At 57.1% G+C, this 17,251-nt stretch carries 12 protein-coding genes; 7 read left to right on the plus strand and 5 right to left on the minus strand.

All coding sequences use genetic code 11. The annotated features are described in order from the left end of the window. The first annotated feature begins 59 nt into the window (after positions 1-59). Together GSQ62_RS03400 and GSQ62_RS03405 are read left to right on the plus strand one after the other, a co-directional pair. Positions 60-1,076 carry an NAD(P)/FAD-dependent oxidoreductase gene (locus GSQ62_RS03400; RefSeq protein WP_161891301.1) on the plus strand — a complete coding sequence of 339 codons (1,017 nt, stop codon included), beginning with the start codon at positions 60-62 and terminating at the stop codon, positions 1,074-1,076. Further along, positions 1,073-1,393: a 2Fe-2S iron-sulfur cluster-binding protein gene (locus tag GSQ62_RS03405; RefSeq protein ID WP_161888205.1), complete on the plus strand. Its 321-nt coding sequence runs from the start codon at positions 1,073-1,075 to the stop codon at positions 1,391-1,393. The genes GSQ62_RS03400 and GSQ62_RS03405 overlap by 4 nt, the downstream gene beginning before the upstream one ends. A gap of 244 nt (positions 1,394-1,637) precedes the next feature. On the opposite strand, the gene GSQ62_RS03410 is transcribed toward GSQ62_RS03405, so the two are convergent. Beyond that, on the minus strand, positions 1,638-2,378 hold the full coding sequence (locus tag GSQ62_RS03410; RefSeq protein ID WP_161888206.1) for a (Fe-S)-binding protein: 741 nt from the start codon (positions 2,376-2,378) through the stop codon (positions 1,638-1,640). Positions 2,379-2,380: 2 nt separating this feature from the next. Beyond that, complete coding sequence (locus tag GSQ62_RS03415; RefSeq protein ID WP_161888207.1) at positions 2,381-3,241, minus strand: hydroxymethylglutaryl-CoA lyase; 861 nt, start codon at positions 3,239-3,241, stop codon at positions 2,381-2,383. A 274-nt stretch (positions 3,242-3,515) separates the two neighbouring features. Between GSQ62_RS03415 and GSQ62_RS03420 the strand changes: the two genes are divergently transcribed. The 4 genes from GSQ62_RS03420 to xseB all read left to right on the plus strand — a co-directional run bounded on the left by GSQ62_RS03420 (position 3,516) and on the right by xseB (position 7,757). Then, entirely contained in the window at positions 3,516-4,943 is a 1,428-nt protein-coding gene (locus GSQ62_RS03420; protein ID WP_161888208.1) for an aldehyde dehydrogenase, read from the plus strand. A 131-nt stretch (positions 4,944-5,074) separates the two neighbouring features. Then, complete coding sequence (locus GSQ62_RS03425) at positions 5,075-5,470, plus strand: hypothetical protein (RefSeq protein WP_161888209.1); 396 nt, start codon at positions 5,075-5,077, stop codon at positions 5,468-5,470. A 459-nt stretch (positions 5,471-5,929) separates the two neighbouring features. Continuing rightward, positions 5,930-7,489 (plus strand): exodeoxyribonuclease VII large subunit, encoded by a 1,560-nt coding sequence (xseA, locus tag GSQ62_RS03430; protein WP_161888210.1) that lies wholly within the window; start codon positions 5,930-5,932, stop codon positions 7,487-7,489. Beyond that, positions 7,479-7,757 carry an exodeoxyribonuclease VII small subunit gene (gene xseB, locus GSQ62_RS03435; RefSeq protein ID WP_161888211.1) on the plus strand — a complete coding sequence of 93 codons (279 nt, stop codon included), beginning with the start codon at positions 7,479-7,481 and terminating at the stop codon, positions 7,755-7,757. The genes xseA and xseB overlap by 11 nt, the downstream gene beginning before the upstream one ends. Positions 7,758-7,966: 209 nt before the next feature. Here the strand turns inward: xseB and GSQ62_RS03440 are convergent, their stop codons facing one another. Next, positions 7,967-10,183 carry a bifunctional alpha,alpha-trehalose-phosphate synthase (UDP-forming)/trehalose-phosphatase gene (locus tag GSQ62_RS03440; protein ID WP_161888212.1) on the minus strand — a complete coding sequence of 739 codons (2,217 nt, stop codon included), beginning with the start codon at positions 10,181-10,183 and terminating at the stop codon, positions 7,967-7,969. Positions 10,184-10,554: 371 nt separating this feature from the next. On the opposite strand from GSQ62_RS03440, the gene GSQ62_RS03445 reads away from it, so the two are divergent. Further along, positions 10,555-11,154, plus strand: a complete 600-nt coding sequence (locus GSQ62_RS03445) for a DUF2179 domain-containing protein (protein ID WP_161888213.1) — start codon at positions 10,555-10,557, stop codon at positions 11,152-11,154. A gap of 297 nt (positions 11,155-11,451) precedes the next feature. Here GSQ62_RS03445 and glgB read toward each other — a convergent pair whose 3' ends face one another. Both glgB and treS read right to left on the minus strand, forming a co-directional pair. Further along, complete coding sequence (glgB, locus tag GSQ62_RS03450; RefSeq protein ID WP_317164390.1) at positions 11,452-13,902, minus strand: 1,4-alpha-glucan branching protein GlgB; 2,451 nt, start codon at positions 13,900-13,902, stop codon at positions 11,452-11,454. After that, positions 13,895-17,224, minus strand: a complete 3,330-nt coding sequence (treS, locus tag GSQ62_RS03455) for a maltose alpha-D-glucosyltransferase (RefSeq protein WP_161888214.1) — start codon at positions 17,222-17,224, stop codon at positions 13,895-13,897. Before treS ends, glgB begins: the two co-directional genes overlap by 8 nt. Positions 17,225-17,251 lie beyond the last annotated feature (27 nt).

Raw genomic sequence — 17,251 nt, forward strand, 5'->3', positions numbered from 1 at the left:
AGCTGCGGGTTGCGTCGTAAATTTGCCTCCAACATTTGTAGCAACAAAAATTTAGAATGATGAGTGATATAACAACAGATGTATGCATCGTGGGCGCAGGTCCTGTGGGGCTGTTCGCCGTGTTTGAGGCCGGTCTGCTGAAGATGCGCTGCCACGTGGTGGATGCGCTGCCGGCCGTGGGCGGGCAGCTCTCCGAAATTTACCCCAAGAAACCCATCTATGACATTCCGGGCTATCCGGAGATACTGGCCGCTGACCTGGTGAAGAACCTGGAGCAGCAGATTGCCCCCTTCCACCCTACCTTTACGCTGGGGGAGCGCGTGGAGTACCTGGACAAACTGGACGATGGCTCCTTTATAGTGACGACAGTGGAAGGCACTCAGATTGCCTGCAAGGTGGTGGTGATAGCCGGTGGGCTGGGTTCTTTTGAGCCCCGCAAGCCCGCCATCGAAAACCTGGAGAAGTTCGAGGGCCACGGCGTTACCTATATGGTGCGCGACCCGGAGCTTTTCCGCGACAAGCGCGTGGTGCTGGCCGGCGGCGGCGACTCCGCCCTCGACTGGGCTATATACCTGGCGGGCCTCTGCAAAGAACTGACGCTGGTGCATCGCGGCACCGCGTTCAGGGGGGCGCCGGAGTCGGCGGCCAAAGTGACCAGCATGGCGGAAGAAGGCCAGATAAAGCTCATCCTGAAGTCGAACGTGACGGAGGTACACGGGGAGGAAGACCTGCAGGCGGTGACGGTGCTGGTGGACAACGCCACCCCTTACGAGATTGAGGCGGACTATTTCATCCCGCTGTTCGGGCTGGTGCCCAAGCTGGGGCCGCTCGAGAACTGGGGCCTGGACCTGGACAAGAATGCCATCGTGGTGGACACTGAGGACTACTCCACCAACATCCCCGGCGTGTACGCCATCGGCGACATCAACACCTATCCGGGCAAGCTCAAGCTGATTCTCTGCGGCTTCCACGAGGCGGCCCTGATGGCGCAGAGTGCCTACAATATCCTCAACCCGGGCAAGAAATTCGTTTTGAAGTACACCACCGTGAACGGTATACAGGAACTACAGGTATGACAGACACGATCACCATCTATGTAGAGCTGAAGGGCGAGCGCATCCCGCTGGAGGCCCCCACGGATATGGGTCTTACAGTGATGGAAGTGCTGAAAGCGAATGAGTTCGATGTGCAGGCCCTTTGCGGCGGCATGGCCATCTGCGCCACCTGCCACGTGGAGGTGCTGGAGAGCGGCGAGCTGCCCGAAATGAGCGACGACGAAGCCTATATGCTGGAGTCGCTGCCCCACGCCACAGAAAGCAGCCGCCTGAGCTGCCAGCTGCGCGTGAAACCCGAACTGGACGGCCTGGTGGTGCGCATTATGCCCGAGGCGTAACGAATTATATATAACAGCAGAGGCGGCGTGTCTGCTGCTGTGTAGCTGAAAAATCCAAAACAGGCACTGCAGAAGCGGTGCCTGTTTCTAATTACAGCACAGAGCGCCTGGCATATAACGTAAGAACGTGCATAATCAAGGACGTGCATGATATAGAAGCAGATTGGTTTTACAATGGAGACTGGCTGTTCTGCTTTATATCGCGGTCAATTTCCCTCTGCTGCCTTTATATATAAACCTATCCCTACCACCCGCTGGCCAGCACGTCGGCGATGTGCATGGTTTTGATGGGTTTGTTCTGCCGCTGTATATAGGCCTCGAGGTGCATCAAGCAACTGGTGTCTGTCGAAATGATATAATCCGCCCCGGTGGCGAGGGCGTTTTCCACTTTCTGCTCGGCCATGGCCGTGGAGATAGCCTCAAACTTTACCGCGAAGGTGCCGCCGAAGCCGCAGCAGGTTTCCGTGTCTTCCATCTCCACCAGTTCCAGCCCCTCCACATTGCCCAACAGGGCGCGCGGCCCCTCCTTGATGCCGCACTCGCGCAGCCCGCTGCAGGAGTCGTGGTAGGTGTAGCGGCCATACAGAGCGGCACCCGGAATGTCCGTTATCCCCAGTACATCGGTCAGGAATTCCGTCAGCTCATATACTTTCTTCTGCATGGTCCGGTACTTCACCAGGCTCGACGACTTCACAAAAATATCCTGGTAAGCGTTGCGCACCATGCCCACGCAGGAGGCCGAAGGCGCCACGATGTACTGGGAGGTCTCGTTGGAGAAATCCTCCAGGAATTTGCCTGCCACCTCGCGGGCCTCGTCAAAAAACCCGGCGTTAAAGGCAGGCTGTCCGCAGCATGTCTGGTTGGGGTTGTAATGCACCTCGCACCCAACTTTCTCCAGCACTTTTACCATGTTCATACCCGTCTCCGGGTACAGCTGGTCCACAAAACACGGGATAAATATATCTACTATGATTCTTCTTGCCATAATCAGGAAAACACAGCGGCTGACTGCGCCATGGCGGCGGCAAACGCTGCTTTGTTCAGGTTCAAATGTAAGCCAATATTTTCGAAGTAAGCGACCAAATTTTCGGTGGGCATGTTGCCCGTCAACTCCTCCATCGCCATAGGGCATCCCCCGTAGCCGCGCAGGGCGCCATCAAAGCGGCGGCAGCCCGCCTTATACGCAGCCGCCACCTTCTCCTCCCAGGCAGCCGGGGTGGTGTGCAGGTGCGCGCCAAACTCAATACCCTTAAACGCAGGAATAAGATGCCCGAACAGGTACGAAATATTTTCAGGGGTGGAGACGCCGACCGTGTCCGAGAGGGATATGATTCCGACCTGCAGCCGGTGCAGTTCCTCCACAAACCGGATGACTGTGTCCGCATCCCAGGGGTCGTTGTAGGGGTTGCCGAAGCCCATGGAGATATAAGTGACGAGGGTTTTGCCGTGGCGGTGGCACACGTCCTGTATATGGACCAGTTGCTGCATGGCCTCCGCAATGCTTTTGTTGGTGTTGCGCTGCTGGAACGTCTCCGACACCGAAAGCGGGAACCCTATATAGCTGATCGGCTCGTGTGCGGCGGCCTCCTCGGCCCCACGCACGTTGGCCACAATCGCCAGCAGTTTGGAAGGCGTCTCCTCCAGATCGAGGTTGGCCAGCACTTCGGCGGTGTCGCTCATCTGCGGGACAGCTTTGGGCGAGACAAAGCTCCCGAAGTCGATGGTGTCGAAGCCGACTTTCAGCAGTTGGTTTATATAGGCGACCTTCTGCGTGGTGGGGATAAATTCCTTCAGGCCCTGCATGGCGTCGCGCGGGCATTCTATCAGTTTAACAGGGGCTATATTCATGGCTGTAACGGGCGGCTAACCAAAGATACTAAAACCTGCGCCAGGTCTTCATTTATATATGGTATATACGGCGCGGCGCTGTGCCGGAACGAAATTATCAAAAGTCGGAACTGCCCCTGCGGACGCCAGGCTGCCGCGCAAGTAGTTCCGGCTACAGGCGCTGCCACTGCCTGTATGGGCTCCGTTCTAACATACATACTCCTGAAACATCTTCCAGTAATTGCGGTTGCAGAAAGAGACTCGAATCCGATAAAAAACACTGACCTGTAGCACCATGCCGATTACCTCCACCTCCGCCTCCCGGTTGCCTTCGCCAGACGACAGCCAAGCCCGCCTGCAGCAGCTGGTGCAGCGGCAGCGCGCTTTCTTCGCCTCGGGCAAAACGCTGGACCCGGCATTCCGCAAAGCGCAGCTTCGGCTGCTGCAGCAGGCCATCCGCCGAAACGAGCAGGCGCTTTTTGATGCCATGTACGCCGATTTCCGGAAGCCGGCGTTTGAGACGTTTGCGACAGAGGTGGGCTTTGTGGAACTGGAACTGAAGCTGACGCTGAATAAGCTGGAGGACTGGGTGAAGCCGAAGAAGGTGAAGGAGACGATCCTCAACTTTCCGTCCCGTAGCTATGTCCACACTACTCCTTACGGGCTCACCCTCATCATCGGCCCCTGGAACTATCCCTTCAACCTGCTGGTCGCCCCGCTGGTTGGGGCCTTGGCAGCTGGCAACTGCGTGCTGCTGAAGCCCTCTGAGATAGCGCCCCATACCTCCGCCGCCATCACGAAGCTGATCCGGGAAACGTTTGACGAGGCCTATGTGGCCGTGGTGGAGGGGGGCGTGGAAGTGACGCAGCAACTGCTGGCACAGCGTTACGATTATATCTTTTTTACGGGCAGCAGCCGGGTGGGGCAAGCCGTGATGAAAGCCGCCGCGGAGCACCTGACACCGGTCACGCTGGAACTGGGCGGCAAAAGCCCCGCTATGGTGGCCGAAGACGCCGACCTGGAGCTGGCGGCACGCCGCATCGCCTGGGGCAAGTTTCTGAACGCCGGGCAAACCTGCGTGGCACCGGACTATGTACTGGTGCAGGAACAGGTGAAAGACGACCTGGTGCAACTGCTGGCTAAGTGCATCCGTGAGTTTTACGGAGGCGACCCGCGGCAGAGCCCGGATTTCGCCCGCATCATCAACGACAGGCACTTCAGAAGGCTTGAGGCTTATCTGCAAAACGGCACTATACGCGCCGGCGGTCAAACCGACAGCGCCAGTCGCTACATCGCCCCCACCCTGCTGGACCAGGTGACGTGGGAGGACCCCGTGATGCAGGAAGAGATTTTCGGGCCCATCCTGCCCATCCTCACCTACCGGAGCCTGGACGAGGCCATGCAGGTAGTGAACGCGCACGAGAAGCCGCTGGCGCTTTACTTCTTCTCCTCCAGCGAAAATAAAAAAGAAGCCGTGCTGCGCTGCGTCCAGTTCGGCGGCGGCTGCATCAACGACACCGTCTCGCACCTGGCCAACCCCAACCTGCCCTTTGGCGGTGTGGGGGGCAGCGGCATGGGCAGCTACCACGGCAAAAGCAGCTTTGACGTTTTCTCCCACCAGAAGAGCGTCTTGCACCGGGGCACCTGGCTCGACCTGCCCGTGCGCTACCCTCCTTACCGCGACCGCTTACGCACACTCCGAAGGCTCTTCCGCTGGCTATAACCCGGGGGCAATGTGTCTGTCCCCGATGCTCAAACCTGGTAAGGGTAATCTGCGTTTTTAGTGTAGGAGCACATAGCTTTTACCTGCATGGCGTGGAGCGCTGCAGACACGGCCCCTTATCAAGAAGCTGTATGGAAAACCTTATAGAATACCTGGACGAATCGCTTATTCCGCTGGAGGAGAAGGTCAGGGATTACCTGGACGTGGAGCGCACCATACGCCTGCTTGAGGTTGAGATTCTCTCGCTGCAGAGCATCAGGCCCGACTTCGATCCGGAGAACAGGGACTTTGAGCAAAACATGGCGGCAGGCAGGCGCAGCAACAGCCTGAGCGAAAAGGAGCAACGGCTTGCGTCCCTGCTGGAGAGCTACAAAAAGCTGAAACAGGAAGTGGTGAACATGCTGCCCGAGCAGAATAAATTTTTCGAGTTGAACCTGGGATACGGCCCCAGCATGGTAGGCTATTTCACGGTAGACCACGAAACGCGGCAGCCCCTGGCGGAGCCGGTGCTCCGGGTGGTGCACTAATACCCTCCATGCGGGTAGCAGGCTCGCCTTGGCCGCCACCTGAGCTGAATAGCATGCCGGGTACATCATATATAGCAGCAGCCGGAGGCCGCAAAACCTTGCAGGGATAGGGCAGCAGCCACCTCAAACAACAGGTACACGAGCGGTTATATATAACCGAGCCGGAATAGCGTGCGCTGTGCTTATTCTCTTGAAGAGGATTTGTGAGCGGTAAGCATACGTCCTGCCTCCTTTCTCATATGTTCCATTCAAAACGGATGGACTTTTTAGATATCGAGCTAATCCAGCCCCGCTATTTTAAGCGTCTGAGCCTCAGTTTATATATAAACTGGTTTATATATCGGAAATTAAAAATGCAGTCGGAAAGGCTTTTGCGCTCCGCGCACAAAAGCTTATCTTGTGGGGCAGAATCAGTATCAGGCATATACCCGGTTCACGGCCTTAACCCTAGCAGCTACCATGGCACACCTCTTTATCCGGCAGACAGTTCAGGTAGAACTGCACAGGCCGCTTTCGCTCCACCAGCTGCACCAGCAGATACGGGAGGAACTGGAGGCGGCGTTTCCGGAGAGCTACTGGGTGGTGGCCGAGGTGGCACAGGTGAATACCGACAGGCGCAAGGGCCACTGCTACCTCACGCTGGTAGACAAAGGCGACGATGCGCGGCAGATGCTGGCGCAGGCGCGCGCCACGATCTGGAGCTCGCGTTTTCAGATGCTGGGCCGCTACTTCGAGGAGAAGACAGGGCAGCCGCTGAAAGCCGGGCTCAAAATCCTGTTCCAGGCAACGGTGCGCTTCCACGAGCTATATGGCCTGAGCCTAGACATCGTCAACATCGACCCCAACTACACTATCGGGGATCTGGCCCGCCAACGGCAGGAAACGCTGAAGCGGCTGGAGGCAGAAGGGCTGATGGACGCCAACAAGCTGCTCCAACTGCCTTTGGTGCCGCAGCGGCTGGCTGTCATCTCCTCGTCCACGGCGGCAGGCTACCAGGACTTTGTACACCAGTTGCAGCACAACAGCTTCGGCTACGCCTTCCAAACCACGCTTTTCCCGGCCACGGTGCAGGGCAACGAGGCACCCGCCTCCGTAAAACACGCCATGGCGCTGGTTGCGCAGTACAGCGATCAATTTGATGCCATTGTGCTTATACGGGGTGGCGGCTCCCAGACAGACCTGAGCTGCTTCGACGATTATGCCATTGCCGCTGCCATCGGCCACGCTCCCCTGCCGGTGCTCACGGGCATCGGCCACGAGCGCGACGAGAGCATTGCCGACCTGGTGGCGCACACGCGCCTGAAGACGCCCACGGCCGTGGCCAACTTCCTGATCGACTGCTCCCGAGCCACAGAAGAGAACATGGAAAGCCTGTACGACAGCATCCGCGCGCTCTCGGCGCAGCAACTGAGGCTGGCAGACGACAGGCTGGAGCGCCTGCACCTGCGCATCTCCGGCCACACCAAAGCCCTGCTACAGGCTGACAAAGACAAGCTGGAACTGCTGGCGCGGGGGCTGCTGCTGAAACCCAAAGCTTACCTTGAGGCGCAGAAGCACCACGTGAGCGACCTCGACAAAGACATCGGCGCGCAAACCAAGGACCTGCTGTACGAACGGCAGCGCCACCTGCAGGAACTTTCGGTTTGTGTGGAGGGCAAAAGCGAGCGCTACCTCCATCTGAAGGAGCACGAACTCAATACCCTGATGCATTGCATCGAGACGGAGGCCAAAGACGGGCTGAAGCGGAAGCAACTGCAGTTTGCCAAGTGCAGCGACAAAGTAGGGTTCGCCACACAAAAGAAGATGCAGCACGAAAACCACCGGCTGAGGCTGCTGGAAATGAGCATTGAAGCCAATAACCCGGAGCGGCTGCTGCTGCGCGGCTACACGCTGACGCTGGTGAACGGTAAAATTACGAAGAGTATCAAAGATATTAACAATGGAGATGTGATTGAGACGAAAATGCAGGACGGCACGCTCCACAGTTTGGTTGTAAACATTGACGAAGATGACAAGTAAGGATTTAAAAACTTTGACGTACCGCGAGGCCACACAGGAGTTGGAGGAGATACTGCGGGCCATTGAGAATGACTCGGTGGATGTGGATGAACTGACGCAGAAAGTACAGCGCTCGTCGCAGCTGATCAAGCTGTGCAAAGAGAAGCTGCGCAGTGCCGAGAAAGCGATAGACCAGGTATTCAACGAAGAGAACTGCGAACAGCCCGCCAATGCCAGCCGGGCACCGGAAGGCAGTGCCGGTTCTCCGGCCAGTGCCACGCTCTTCTAAACGGTGGCGGTATAAAAACAGGGATGGCAGCTATAGAAGTAGCTGCCATCCCTGTTTTTATATATACTACATATATAATCTCGCTGTTCATCATCACACTCTGCTTTTATATATGAACACGGGTATTAGGTCTTAGCCTAGAGAACACCAGAAACGAGAAGGCCACCTGCCGGAGTGACAGGTGGCCTTCTCGTTATATATAAATCTCATCAACCAGTCATTAGCGCGCCAGGCGACTGCTCCTGCCTCCGTGCCTGCACCAGCCTGGAGAGCGTCTGGCGGGCTTCGTCGCAGGTATCCACGTGGTACTTCGCCACGGAGTAGGAATTTCCTACTTTGATGGTATAGGCTTCGCGCGGCATGGCTTTGAAGATGTCCTCGTCGCCCCAGTCGTCGCCGATGGCCATCACGAACTTGTGCGGGAACTTGCTTAGCCAGTAGCTGGAGGCTTTCCCCTTGTTGATTTCCTGTGCCTTTATCTCCACGGCCATCTGCCCGTCCAGCACCTGCAGGTTGCTGTTAGAGGCGATAAAATTGAGGTGGTTCACCAGTTCGCGCGCGCGCATCTCGCCAAGGCCTGTTTCCACGCGGCGGTAATGCCACACCAGCGAGTACTCCTTCTCCTCGATAAACGAAGCCGGGGTTCGGTCCACGTACAGGTCCAGGATCAGGCGGATGTCTTTCTTCCAGTCGTCCAGCAGGCTCAGCATGGTCTGCCAGCCAGTGCCGCGCTGCTTTATCCAGACGCCATGCTCGGCAATGATATCGATGTTCAGGTGGCCGAGCCAGTCCTGCATGGTGGCTTTCTCGCGGCTGCTCACCACTACTACTCTGTTTTTGGGGTTTTTGCTGAGCTTCTCCAGCAAGTCCATCAGGTCGTCATCAGGCCGGGCCATCAGCGGGCGGTTGCGGTAATCCACCAGTCCGCCGTCATATTCCAGGAAAAACAGCCGGGAACTGGCCGAGTCGTAGGCGTCGTGCATTTCCATGATAGTGGCCTCGTCGAGGTAAGACGTGGCCAACGACATCTGCTTGATCTTGACGTACGACAGGCGATCCATAAACATGCTCACCCAGTGGTGGATGTTGTACCGCTTCAGCGACTCCTGCATGTTGCTCATGTGGGCAATCTGCTCCTCTTCCGGCATCGTGAGGGCCGTGTGCAACGCCTGCACCATCTGGTTTATATCGTTCGGATTTATGAGCAGGGCGTCTGAGAGCTCTTTGGAGGCTCCTGCCATTTCACTCAGTATCAGCACGCCCTTTTTATCAGACTTGCTCGCCACATACTCTTTACAAACCAGGTTCATGCCGTCGCGCATCGGCGTCACGAGGGCCACGTCGGCCATACGGTAGAAGGCAGAGAGCGTTTCGAGCGGGTATGAGCGGTAGAAATACTGGATCGGGTTCCAGCTGATGCGGCTGTAGCTGCCGTTGATGCGGCCCACCAGTTCGTCCACCTCTTCTTTCAGCTCTTTGTATTTCTCCACCGCATCGCGGCTTGGCACCACCAACATCAGCAGAGTCACCCGCTCATGAAACTCGGGGTACTTCTCCAGAAAGAGTTCAAAAGCCTTCAGGCGCTGGGCAATTCCCTTGGAGTAGTCGAGCCTGTCGATGGAGAGAATGACTTTCTCGGCGTTCAGGTTGCCCCTGTATATCTGCTCCCGCTTTTTAACCTCTTCCAGATTAGCCGTGCTGCTGTACTTCTCGTAGTCTATCCCCATCGGGAAGGAATCCACGAGCAGCGAGCGGTTGTTGGTGTTTATCCAGCCGTGCATGCTGCCGTACCCCACCAGTCGGTTCACAGAGCTCAGGAAGTGGCGCATGTCGTCGTAGGTGTGGAAGCCCACCAGGTCGGAGCCCAGCATGCCCTCCAGCAGCTCTTTGCGCCAGGGCAGCAAACGGAACACTTCGTACGAAGGGAACGGGATGTGCTGGAAGAAACCGATGGTGCTGTTCGGCAGTTTTTCGCGCAGCATGGAGGGCAGCAGCAGCAACTGGTAGTCATGCACCCAGATGGTGTCCTCGGGCCCGGCCTGCTCCACCACCGCATCGCAGTATTTCTGGTTTACCTCCACATAGGTTTCCCAGAGTTGCTGGTTGTACACAGCGTACTGGCTGAAATAATGGAAGGTGGGCCACAGCGTTTCGTTGCTGAAGCCTTCATAAAACTCCTTCACTTCGCTCTCGGTCAGGAAAACCGGCTGCATGCTCTCGGGGCGCAGGCCCTCTCTGATGCGCTGCTGTGTGTCCTCGTCCTCCACCACCAGGCCAGGCCATCCAATCCAGAGGTTGTCTCCCTGTTTGTAAATAGAGCCCAAGCCGGTGGCCAGCCCCCCTTCACTTGTTTTGTATTCAAGCTTGCCCTCCTTCTCTTGCAGTTTTACAGGAAGCCTGTTCGATACAATGATCAGTTTTGCCATGTGTTATGGATGTTTTATGTAGGCTTTCTTCAATAGCGCTTAGGGTGCGAAAACGACATCTACTGAGCCCATCTTTCCGCCTTTGTTTTAGGGATACTTTTACCTTTTTTATCATACGCAGAACGCTGCATTTACGTTCGGGGTATATATAGGGACAGCTATAAGCATATCCGGGGCAATTTTTTTTGCACTGTTACCCAGCATCTGAAGCCGGCATGTGCTGTGCGGATCCCCTGAAAAAGTGGACTTTCCACTCTCCCGTCTTCCGTCAGTTAAATATATCAGAATATCTGCATAAACCAAACTGGTTTGTTACGTAGCTTAAGCAGGGCACTGTATGGAAAGCCCTTGCTCAGCTTATAAAGATTCACATGAACTTACTTGAAGGAATAGACCAAAGCCTTGTCGACTGGGTGATCATCCCCGCCCTTATTTTTCTGGCCCGCATCTGCGACGTGACGCTGGGCACGCTGCGCATCGTCTTCATATCCAAAGGCGACAAGGCCATCGCTCCACTGCTGGGGTTTCTGGAGGTGCTCATCTGGCTGATTGCCATTACGCAGGTGATGGAGAACCTGAGCAACGTGGCCTCCTACTTTGCCTGGGCTGGTGGCTTTGCCACCGGCAATTTCCTGGGCCTGCGCATTGAGCAGAAGCTGGCGCTGGGGCAGGTGGTGGTGCGCGTCATCACGGTGGATTCTGCCGACAAACTGGTGGACAGGCTGAAGGGCCGCGGCTACCGCCTGACCTGCGTGGATGCGCGCGGAACACGGGGAAAGGTAAACCTCCTGTTCATGATCGTGAAGCGCAAAAAGCTGGATGAGGTCATCGGGATTATCCGCAGCTTTAACCCCCAGGCCTTCTACTCCATTGAGGACGTCCGCTCAGTGTCGGAGGTGGATTTGGCAGAAAGCGCCCCTGAGAGTCAGAACAGCCTCCGGAGGCTCATCCCGCTGCGCAAGGGAAAGTAAGCACCCCGGCAACATCTACATGCCCTATCCATCCAGCCTTTATATACTGCATATGGCCGGAGGCCATATCTGTGCGGGGCAAAAAGTGTTGTGATTTGCTCCCTGAACCGTGTGTCCTGATCGTAACTATGGAGAAGAAGGGGTGGCTAGACAGCTACATGAAACTTATTTGATAAGGGTATAGGCGACGCGGAAAAATTCTGAAGGAATTCACCTCTTCTCGCACTATATAAAACGGGCAGCGCACTATATAGTGCGCTGCCCGTTTTATAACAACTGGTATATATAATTGCTGTGTTAGCTCTGCAACTTAAAGTAAACGACAGACAGCGGTGGCAGCAGCATGGTAATAAACTGCTCCCGCCCGTGGTAGGGCTCCGGCACCGTCTGAATCGGGCCGTTGTTGTGCTGGTTGCTGCCTCCGTAGCGGCTGTCGTCTGAGTTGAACACCTGCACCCATTGCCCGGCCTGCGGCACCCCGAGCCGGTAATGCTCGTGCATGGCCGGCGTAAAGTTGCATACCACCAGCAGCGTGTCGCTTGGGTTTTCGCCTTTGCGCAGGAAGCTGATGACGCTGTTGTGGGCGTCGTTATAATCTACCCACTCAAAGCCGCGGGCATCGAAGCTGTAGGCGTACAGAGCGGGCTCCTGCTTATATATGGCGTTCAGCTCGCGCAGCTCTTCCTGCACGCCGTGGTGGTAGCCGTACTGCAACAGGTGCCAGTCCAGGCTGCTGTCGTGGTTCCACTCACTGGACTGGGCTATGTCTGCCCCCATAAACAGCAGCTTGCCCCCCGGGTGGGCATACATATAGGCATACAGCGTGCGCAGGTTGGCGAAACGCTGCCACTCGTCGCCCGGCATTTTCTGCAGCAACGCCCCTTTCCCGTGCACCACCTCGTCGTGCGAGAGCGGAAGCATGAATTTTTCGGAGAAGGCGTACATCATACTGAAGGTGATCTCGCCCTGATGGTACCTGCGGTAGATGGGGTCTTTGGAGAAGTAGTCGAGCGTGTCGTGCATCCAGCCCATCATCCATTTCATATCAAATCCCAGTCCCCCGTGCTCCACCGGCGCGGTCACCCCCGGCCATGCCGTGGATTCCTCGGCAATGGTCTTCACATCCGGGAAGCGCTCGCGCACCGCCTGGTTAAAGTCTTTGAGCAGCGAGATGGCCTCCAGGTTCTCGCGTCCGCCGTGCTCGTTCGGTATCCACTCGCCCTCCTTGCGGCTATAGTCAAGGTACAGCATGGATGCTACGGCGTCCACGCGCAAGCCATCCGCATGATACTTATCGAGCCAGAACAGCGCATTGCTGATGAGGAAAGAGCGTACCTCGCTGCGGCCGTAGTTGAATATATAGCTGTTCCAGTCCGGATGGAAGCCCTTGCGCGGGTCGGCATGCTCATAAAGGTGTGTGCCATCAAAATAGGCAATACCATGCTCATCAGACGGAAAATGCGAGGGCACCCAGTCCAGGATGACGCCGATGTCGTGCTGGTGCAGGGTGTCGATCAGGTGCATCAGGTCCTGCGGGGAGCCGAATGTGCTGGCAGGTGCGAAATACCCCGTTACCTGGTAGCCCCACGAGCCGGCAAAAGGATGGAACATAATAGGCATCAGCTCCACGTGCGTGAAGCCCATCTGCTGCACGTAAGCCGGCAGTTCGTCCGCCAGCTCCCGGTACGTGAGCGAGCGGTTGTTTTCCTCCATCTTTCTTCGCCACGAGCCCAGGTGCAGTTCGTACACGCTGTATGGCTGGGCCTTGTCCTTCATGCTGTTGCGTCGCTCCAGCCACTGCTGGTCCTGCCACGCATACTCCAGGTCTGACACCACGGAGGCGGTGTGCGGCGGCTCCTCGCGGCAGAAAGCAAAGGGATCGCTCTTCTCCACGTGGTACAGGTGGTAGCGCGATTTGATATGATATTTATATAGAACGCCCGTCGGCACGTCTGCCACAAAGCCCTCCCATATACCGGAGCTGTCGCCGCGCAGGTGAAGCTGATGGCTGTCGCGGCTCCAGCCGTTGAAGTCACCCATCACCGACACCTTTTCGGCATTGGGGGCCCAGACGGCGAAGTAAGTCCCCTGCCTGCCTTCGTGCTCCATGCGGTGCGAGCCCAGCTTGTCGTAGAGTGTATAGTGCCTGCCCTCTTTAAACAGATAAATGTCGAAGTCCGAAAAGCGGGTGGCCGGAGAGACCGCCTGCCCTGCCGACTGCACTGAAGCTGTCGGCTCCTGCTGAACCAGCGTAACGCCGCCTGCCGGGAATGCAGCAGGTTTATCCGTCTGCTGCACAGCTGCTTTGGCGCTTCTTTTCGGTTTAAGTACAATCTGCTCCGTCACGTTGCCAGAGCTGGCAACAGGCACCACCACACCTTCTGACTCTGTCGGGGCGGCAGCTTTGGGTTTGCGCCCTCTTGCCGACCCTGTGGGCGCTACCGCAGTTTCGGTTTTACTGGCCCGGCCGCGTTTAGCAGGTGTGGCAATGGTTTCGTGTCCATCCGAAGCAGGCCTGGTAACAGGGGATCCCATTTCGGCCGCAGGCACATCAGTTTTCTTCTTTCTTCCACGCGTTGCGGCTGGCTGTGAAGCCGCCTCTCCCTGGGCCGCCCCACCAGCAGCTGATGCTGCAGACATACGGCCCCGTCCGGGTTTGCTAACGCTCTCCTGGCCTGTGTTTTGCCGGTCGATTGCTTGCGTTAAATCGGTGGTCTCGGTGGTTGTGCTTTCTTTCTTCTTAGCCATTCTTATACTTTTTCATGATGTACTTGATGCCTCTGATGGGGATGAGCACCCAATCCGGACGATTATTCAATTCATATCCCAGCTCGTAGATAGCCTTCTCCAACAAGTAGGTGTGTATCAGTATCTCCAGGTCCTCGTCTTTTGCCGGCACGATGCCGGTTCCACGGGTTTTGCCCAGGTAGCTGTGCATAAAGAAGCCGCTGGCATACTGATACCACTGTTCGGCCCATGTTTCCATATATTCCACATCCTCGCGGCGCAGCCCCTCCTGCTGAAACAGGGCGTTGTAGGAAGCGTAGTGGAACGAGCGGATCATGCCCGCCACATCACGCAGGGCAGAACGCTTCAGGCGGCGCTCGCTGAACGAGCGGGCCGGCTCTCCCTCAAAATCGATGATGTAGAAGTCTTTGCCCGTGAAAAGCACCTGGCCTAAGTGATAGTCGCCATGCGTCCTGATCTTCAGGGTGTCTATCTTGTGGGAGAAGATCATCTTCAGGCGCTCCAGCACCTCCCCGCGCATGTTCAGCACTTCCTCGGCCTCCCCGCGCACGCTTTCCGGCAGGTTGGGCAGGTGCTTCCGCAGGCTGTCGAAGTTGCTGCGCACCAGTGAGGTGAGCGAGGAGTACAGCGAGCGCTGGTAGTGCAGCGAGAACTCCTCCGGGGTGAAGTCTTTCTCCCCCCGGATGCTGCCCAAGGCCAGGTGCATCTCCGCGGTGCGCAGGCCCAGCAGTTCCACACGCTCCACGTGGGCACCGCCAATCTGCATCTGCACCTCCTCCGGTATCTCCACAAAAGCCTGCGGGCGCACCAGCGTTCTGGATGACTGCGTTACATCTACCCGGTTCGGCTGCGTCTTCACGCGCTCATACAGGCGCTTCAGCGAATCACCGAAATAACTCCATGCGTCGCCTTGGTTGGGGACCAGTTCCTGCAACATCACGAGCACCATCGGTTGTTTGCCCTGCTCGTGCTGCTCCAGTGCCCCCAGGAAGCGCGGCACATGGGGGAATCCCACTTTCTCTGTCAGCATCCGCACCACTTCCACGTCGGGGTTCACCGTTCTGTCGAGCTTGCGGTACACTTTCAGGAAGAGTGCGTTGTCATATACAATGGAAGTGTTGCTCTGTTCCGCCGCCAGTATCCTGGAGGTAAGCGGCCCTTCGGCGGCACGGATTTCGGCGATGGCCCCGCGGTCGCTGTACCCGATCAACTCCGCACTCTCCTGGCGCACGTGCTTCTTCTTCAGCATCATCTGGAGCAGCGACTGCCGGAACTCCTCGCTGAACAGGGCATCATACAGCACGCCCTCTTTGCCTTCGATGACAGCCCGGGAGATAATGCTGCCCGGTGCGTGGTCGCGCAGTTCCTGCTCCTCCTCGTCTGTGGCGAACGCCATGGGCAGTTGGTAAAGTTCGGGCAGGCCCTCGTTGTAGCTCACCTCGATAAACAGCAGCGATGCACCGGCTTTGCCGAGCGGCATGGGCATGTTGTTGACCACCTGCATGCGCTGCACCGTGCGGGCCTTGCCTCCGAACCAGCGCCGCTGGGATATATAGGACGGCAGCACCTGCGTCTCAAGCTGCTTCAGCGTCTTGGGTGCGAGGGGCGCTCGCAGCGAACTGAGCTGTACGGCCTTCTTCTGTCCATCCTGTGCGCTGCCCGCCTCCTGCGGCTGCAGCTCCATCCAGTAGTAACCGTGGCCACTCATCGTGAACAGGTATGGCTCGTCTTTTACATTGGGGAATTTGTTCTTGCTGAACACCTCCACCGGGGTAAATCCTTTGTAATCCTGCAGGTCCAGCTCCACCGCCTCCGGGAAGCGCGACAGGTTGGCGACCACCAGGATAGTTTCGGTTTCATACTGCCGCACAAAAGCCAGCACCTTCGAGTTGTTCGGCGACAGGAACCTGATGGTGCCGCGGCCGAAGGCCTTGTAGCGCTTACGCATGTTGATGATGCGGCGCATCCACCAGAGCAGCGAATTGGCATTGTGGTTCTGCGTCTCCACGTTTACCGACTCGTACTTGTACTCCGGGTCGATGATGACGGGCAGGTACAGGCGCTGCGGATTAGCCGAGGAGAAGCCAGCGTTGCGGTCCTCGTTCCACTGCATTGGCGTGCGAACTCCGTCGCGGTCTCCGAGGTAGTAATTGTCGCCCATGCCTATCTCATCGCCATAGTACACCACCGGGGTGCCGCGCATCGAGAAGAGCAGCACGTTCATCAGCTCTATCTTGCTGCGGTCGTTGCCCAGGAGCGGCGCCAGGCGGTGCCGGATGCCCAGGTTGATGCGCGCCATCGGGTCCTTGGTATACACCTTGTACATATAGTCGCGCTCCTCGTCGGTCACCATCTCCAGCGTCAGCTCATCGTGGTTGCGCAGGAACATGGCCCACTGGCAGGCCTCCGGTATCTCGGGTGTCTGGTTGAAGATGTCGATGATGGGGTAGCGGTCCTCCATCTTCACCGACATAAACAAGCGCGGCATAATGGGGAAGTGGTAGTTCATATGGCACTCGTCTCCGTTGCCGAAGTAGGCGGCAGAGTCTTCCGGCCACATATTGGCCTCAGCCAGCAGTAGCTTGCCCTGGTACTTGCTGTCTACGTGGGCGCGCAGCTTTTTCAGGAAATCGTGGGTTTCGGGCAGGTTCTCGCCGTTTGTGCCCTCCCGCTCAAACAGGTAAGGCACGGCGTCCAGCCGGAAGCCGTCCACGCCGAGGTCCAGCCAGTATTCCAGCACTTTGAACACTTCTTTCTGCACCTCGGGATTGTCGTAGTTCAGGTCGGGCTGGTGCGAGAAGAAACGGTGCCAGTAGTACTGCTGCGCCACCGGGTCCCACGACCAGTTACTCTGCTCCGTGTCGGTGAAGATGATGCGCACGTCTTTATACTTGGTCGGGTCGTCGCTCCACACGTAGTAGTCGCGGTGTTTGGAGCCGGGTTTGGCCGTGCGGGCGCGCTGGAACCAGGGGTGCTGGTCGGAGGTGTGGTTGATGACAAGCTCCGTGATGACCTTCAGGCCGCGCCGGTGCGCCTCCTTCACGAAAAGCTTGAAATCATGCATGTTGCCGTACGAGGGGTTGATGCTGTAATAGTCCGCTATGTCGTAGCCGTCGTCGCGGAGGGGAGAAGGGTAAAAGGGCAGCAGCCAGATGGCCGTCACGCCCAAGTCCTCCAAATAATCCAGCTTCTCCATCAGCCCTTTAAAATCGCCGATGCCGTCGCCGTTCCCATCTTTGAACGCCTTGATGTGCAGCTCATATATGATGGCATCTTTGTACCAGTGGATGTTGTCGTCTAACGCAAATTTCTCGTCTGCCATATTTATCGTGATAGGGTTCTGTTGTTC

This window comes from Pontibacter russatus, from assembly GCF_009931655.1.
GTDB classification, from domain to species: domain Bacteria; phylum Bacteroidota; class Bacteroidia; order Cytophagales; family Hymenobacteraceae; genus Pontibacter; species Pontibacter russatus.

Bases quoted from the DNA above. Each gene is read 5' to 3' on its own strand.
- GSQ62_RS03400 (WP_161891301.1), top strand. From the start codon at position 60: ATGAGTGATATAACAACAGATGTATGCATCGTGGGCGCAGGTCCTGTG.
- GSQ62_RS03405 (WP_161888205.1), top strand. From the start codon at position 1,073: ATGACAGACACGATCACCATCTATGTAGAGCTGAAGGGCGAGCGCATC.
- GSQ62_RS03410 (WP_161888206.1), bottom strand. From the start codon at position 2,378: ATGGCAAGAAGAATCATAGTAGATATATTTATCCCGTGTTTTGTGGAC.
- GSQ62_RS03415 (WP_161888207.1), bottom strand. From the start codon at position 3,241: ATGAATATAGCCCCTGTTAAACTGATAGAATGCCCGCGCGACGCCATG.
- GSQ62_RS03420 (WP_161888208.1), top strand. From the start codon at position 3,516: ATGCCGATTACCTCCACCTCCGCCTCCCGGTTGCCTTCGCCAGACGAC.
- GSQ62_RS03425 (WP_161888209.1), top strand. From the start codon at position 5,075: ATGGAAAACCTTATAGAATACCTGGACGAATCGCTTATTCCGCTGGAG.
- xseA (WP_161888210.1), top strand. From the start codon at position 5,930: ATGGCACACCTCTTTATCCGGCAGACAGTTCAGGTAGAACTGCACAGG.
- xseB (WP_161888211.1), top strand. From the start codon at position 7,479: ATGACAAGTAAGGATTTAAAAACTTTGACGTACCGCGAGGCCACACAG.
- GSQ62_RS03440 (WP_161888212.1), bottom strand. From the start codon at position 10,183: ATGGCAAAACTGATCATTGTATCGAACAGGCTTCCTGTAAAACTGCAA.
- GSQ62_RS03445 (WP_161888213.1), top strand. From the start codon at position 10,555: ATGAACTTACTTGAAGGAATAGACCAAAGCCTTGTCGACTGGGTGATC.
- glgB (WP_317164390.1), bottom strand. From the start codon at position 13,902: ATGGCTAAGAAGAAAGAAAGCACAACCACCGAGACCACCGATTTAACG.
- treS (WP_161888214.1), bottom strand. From the start codon at position 17,224: ATGGCAGACGAGAAATTTGCGTTAGACGACAACATCCACTGGTACAAA.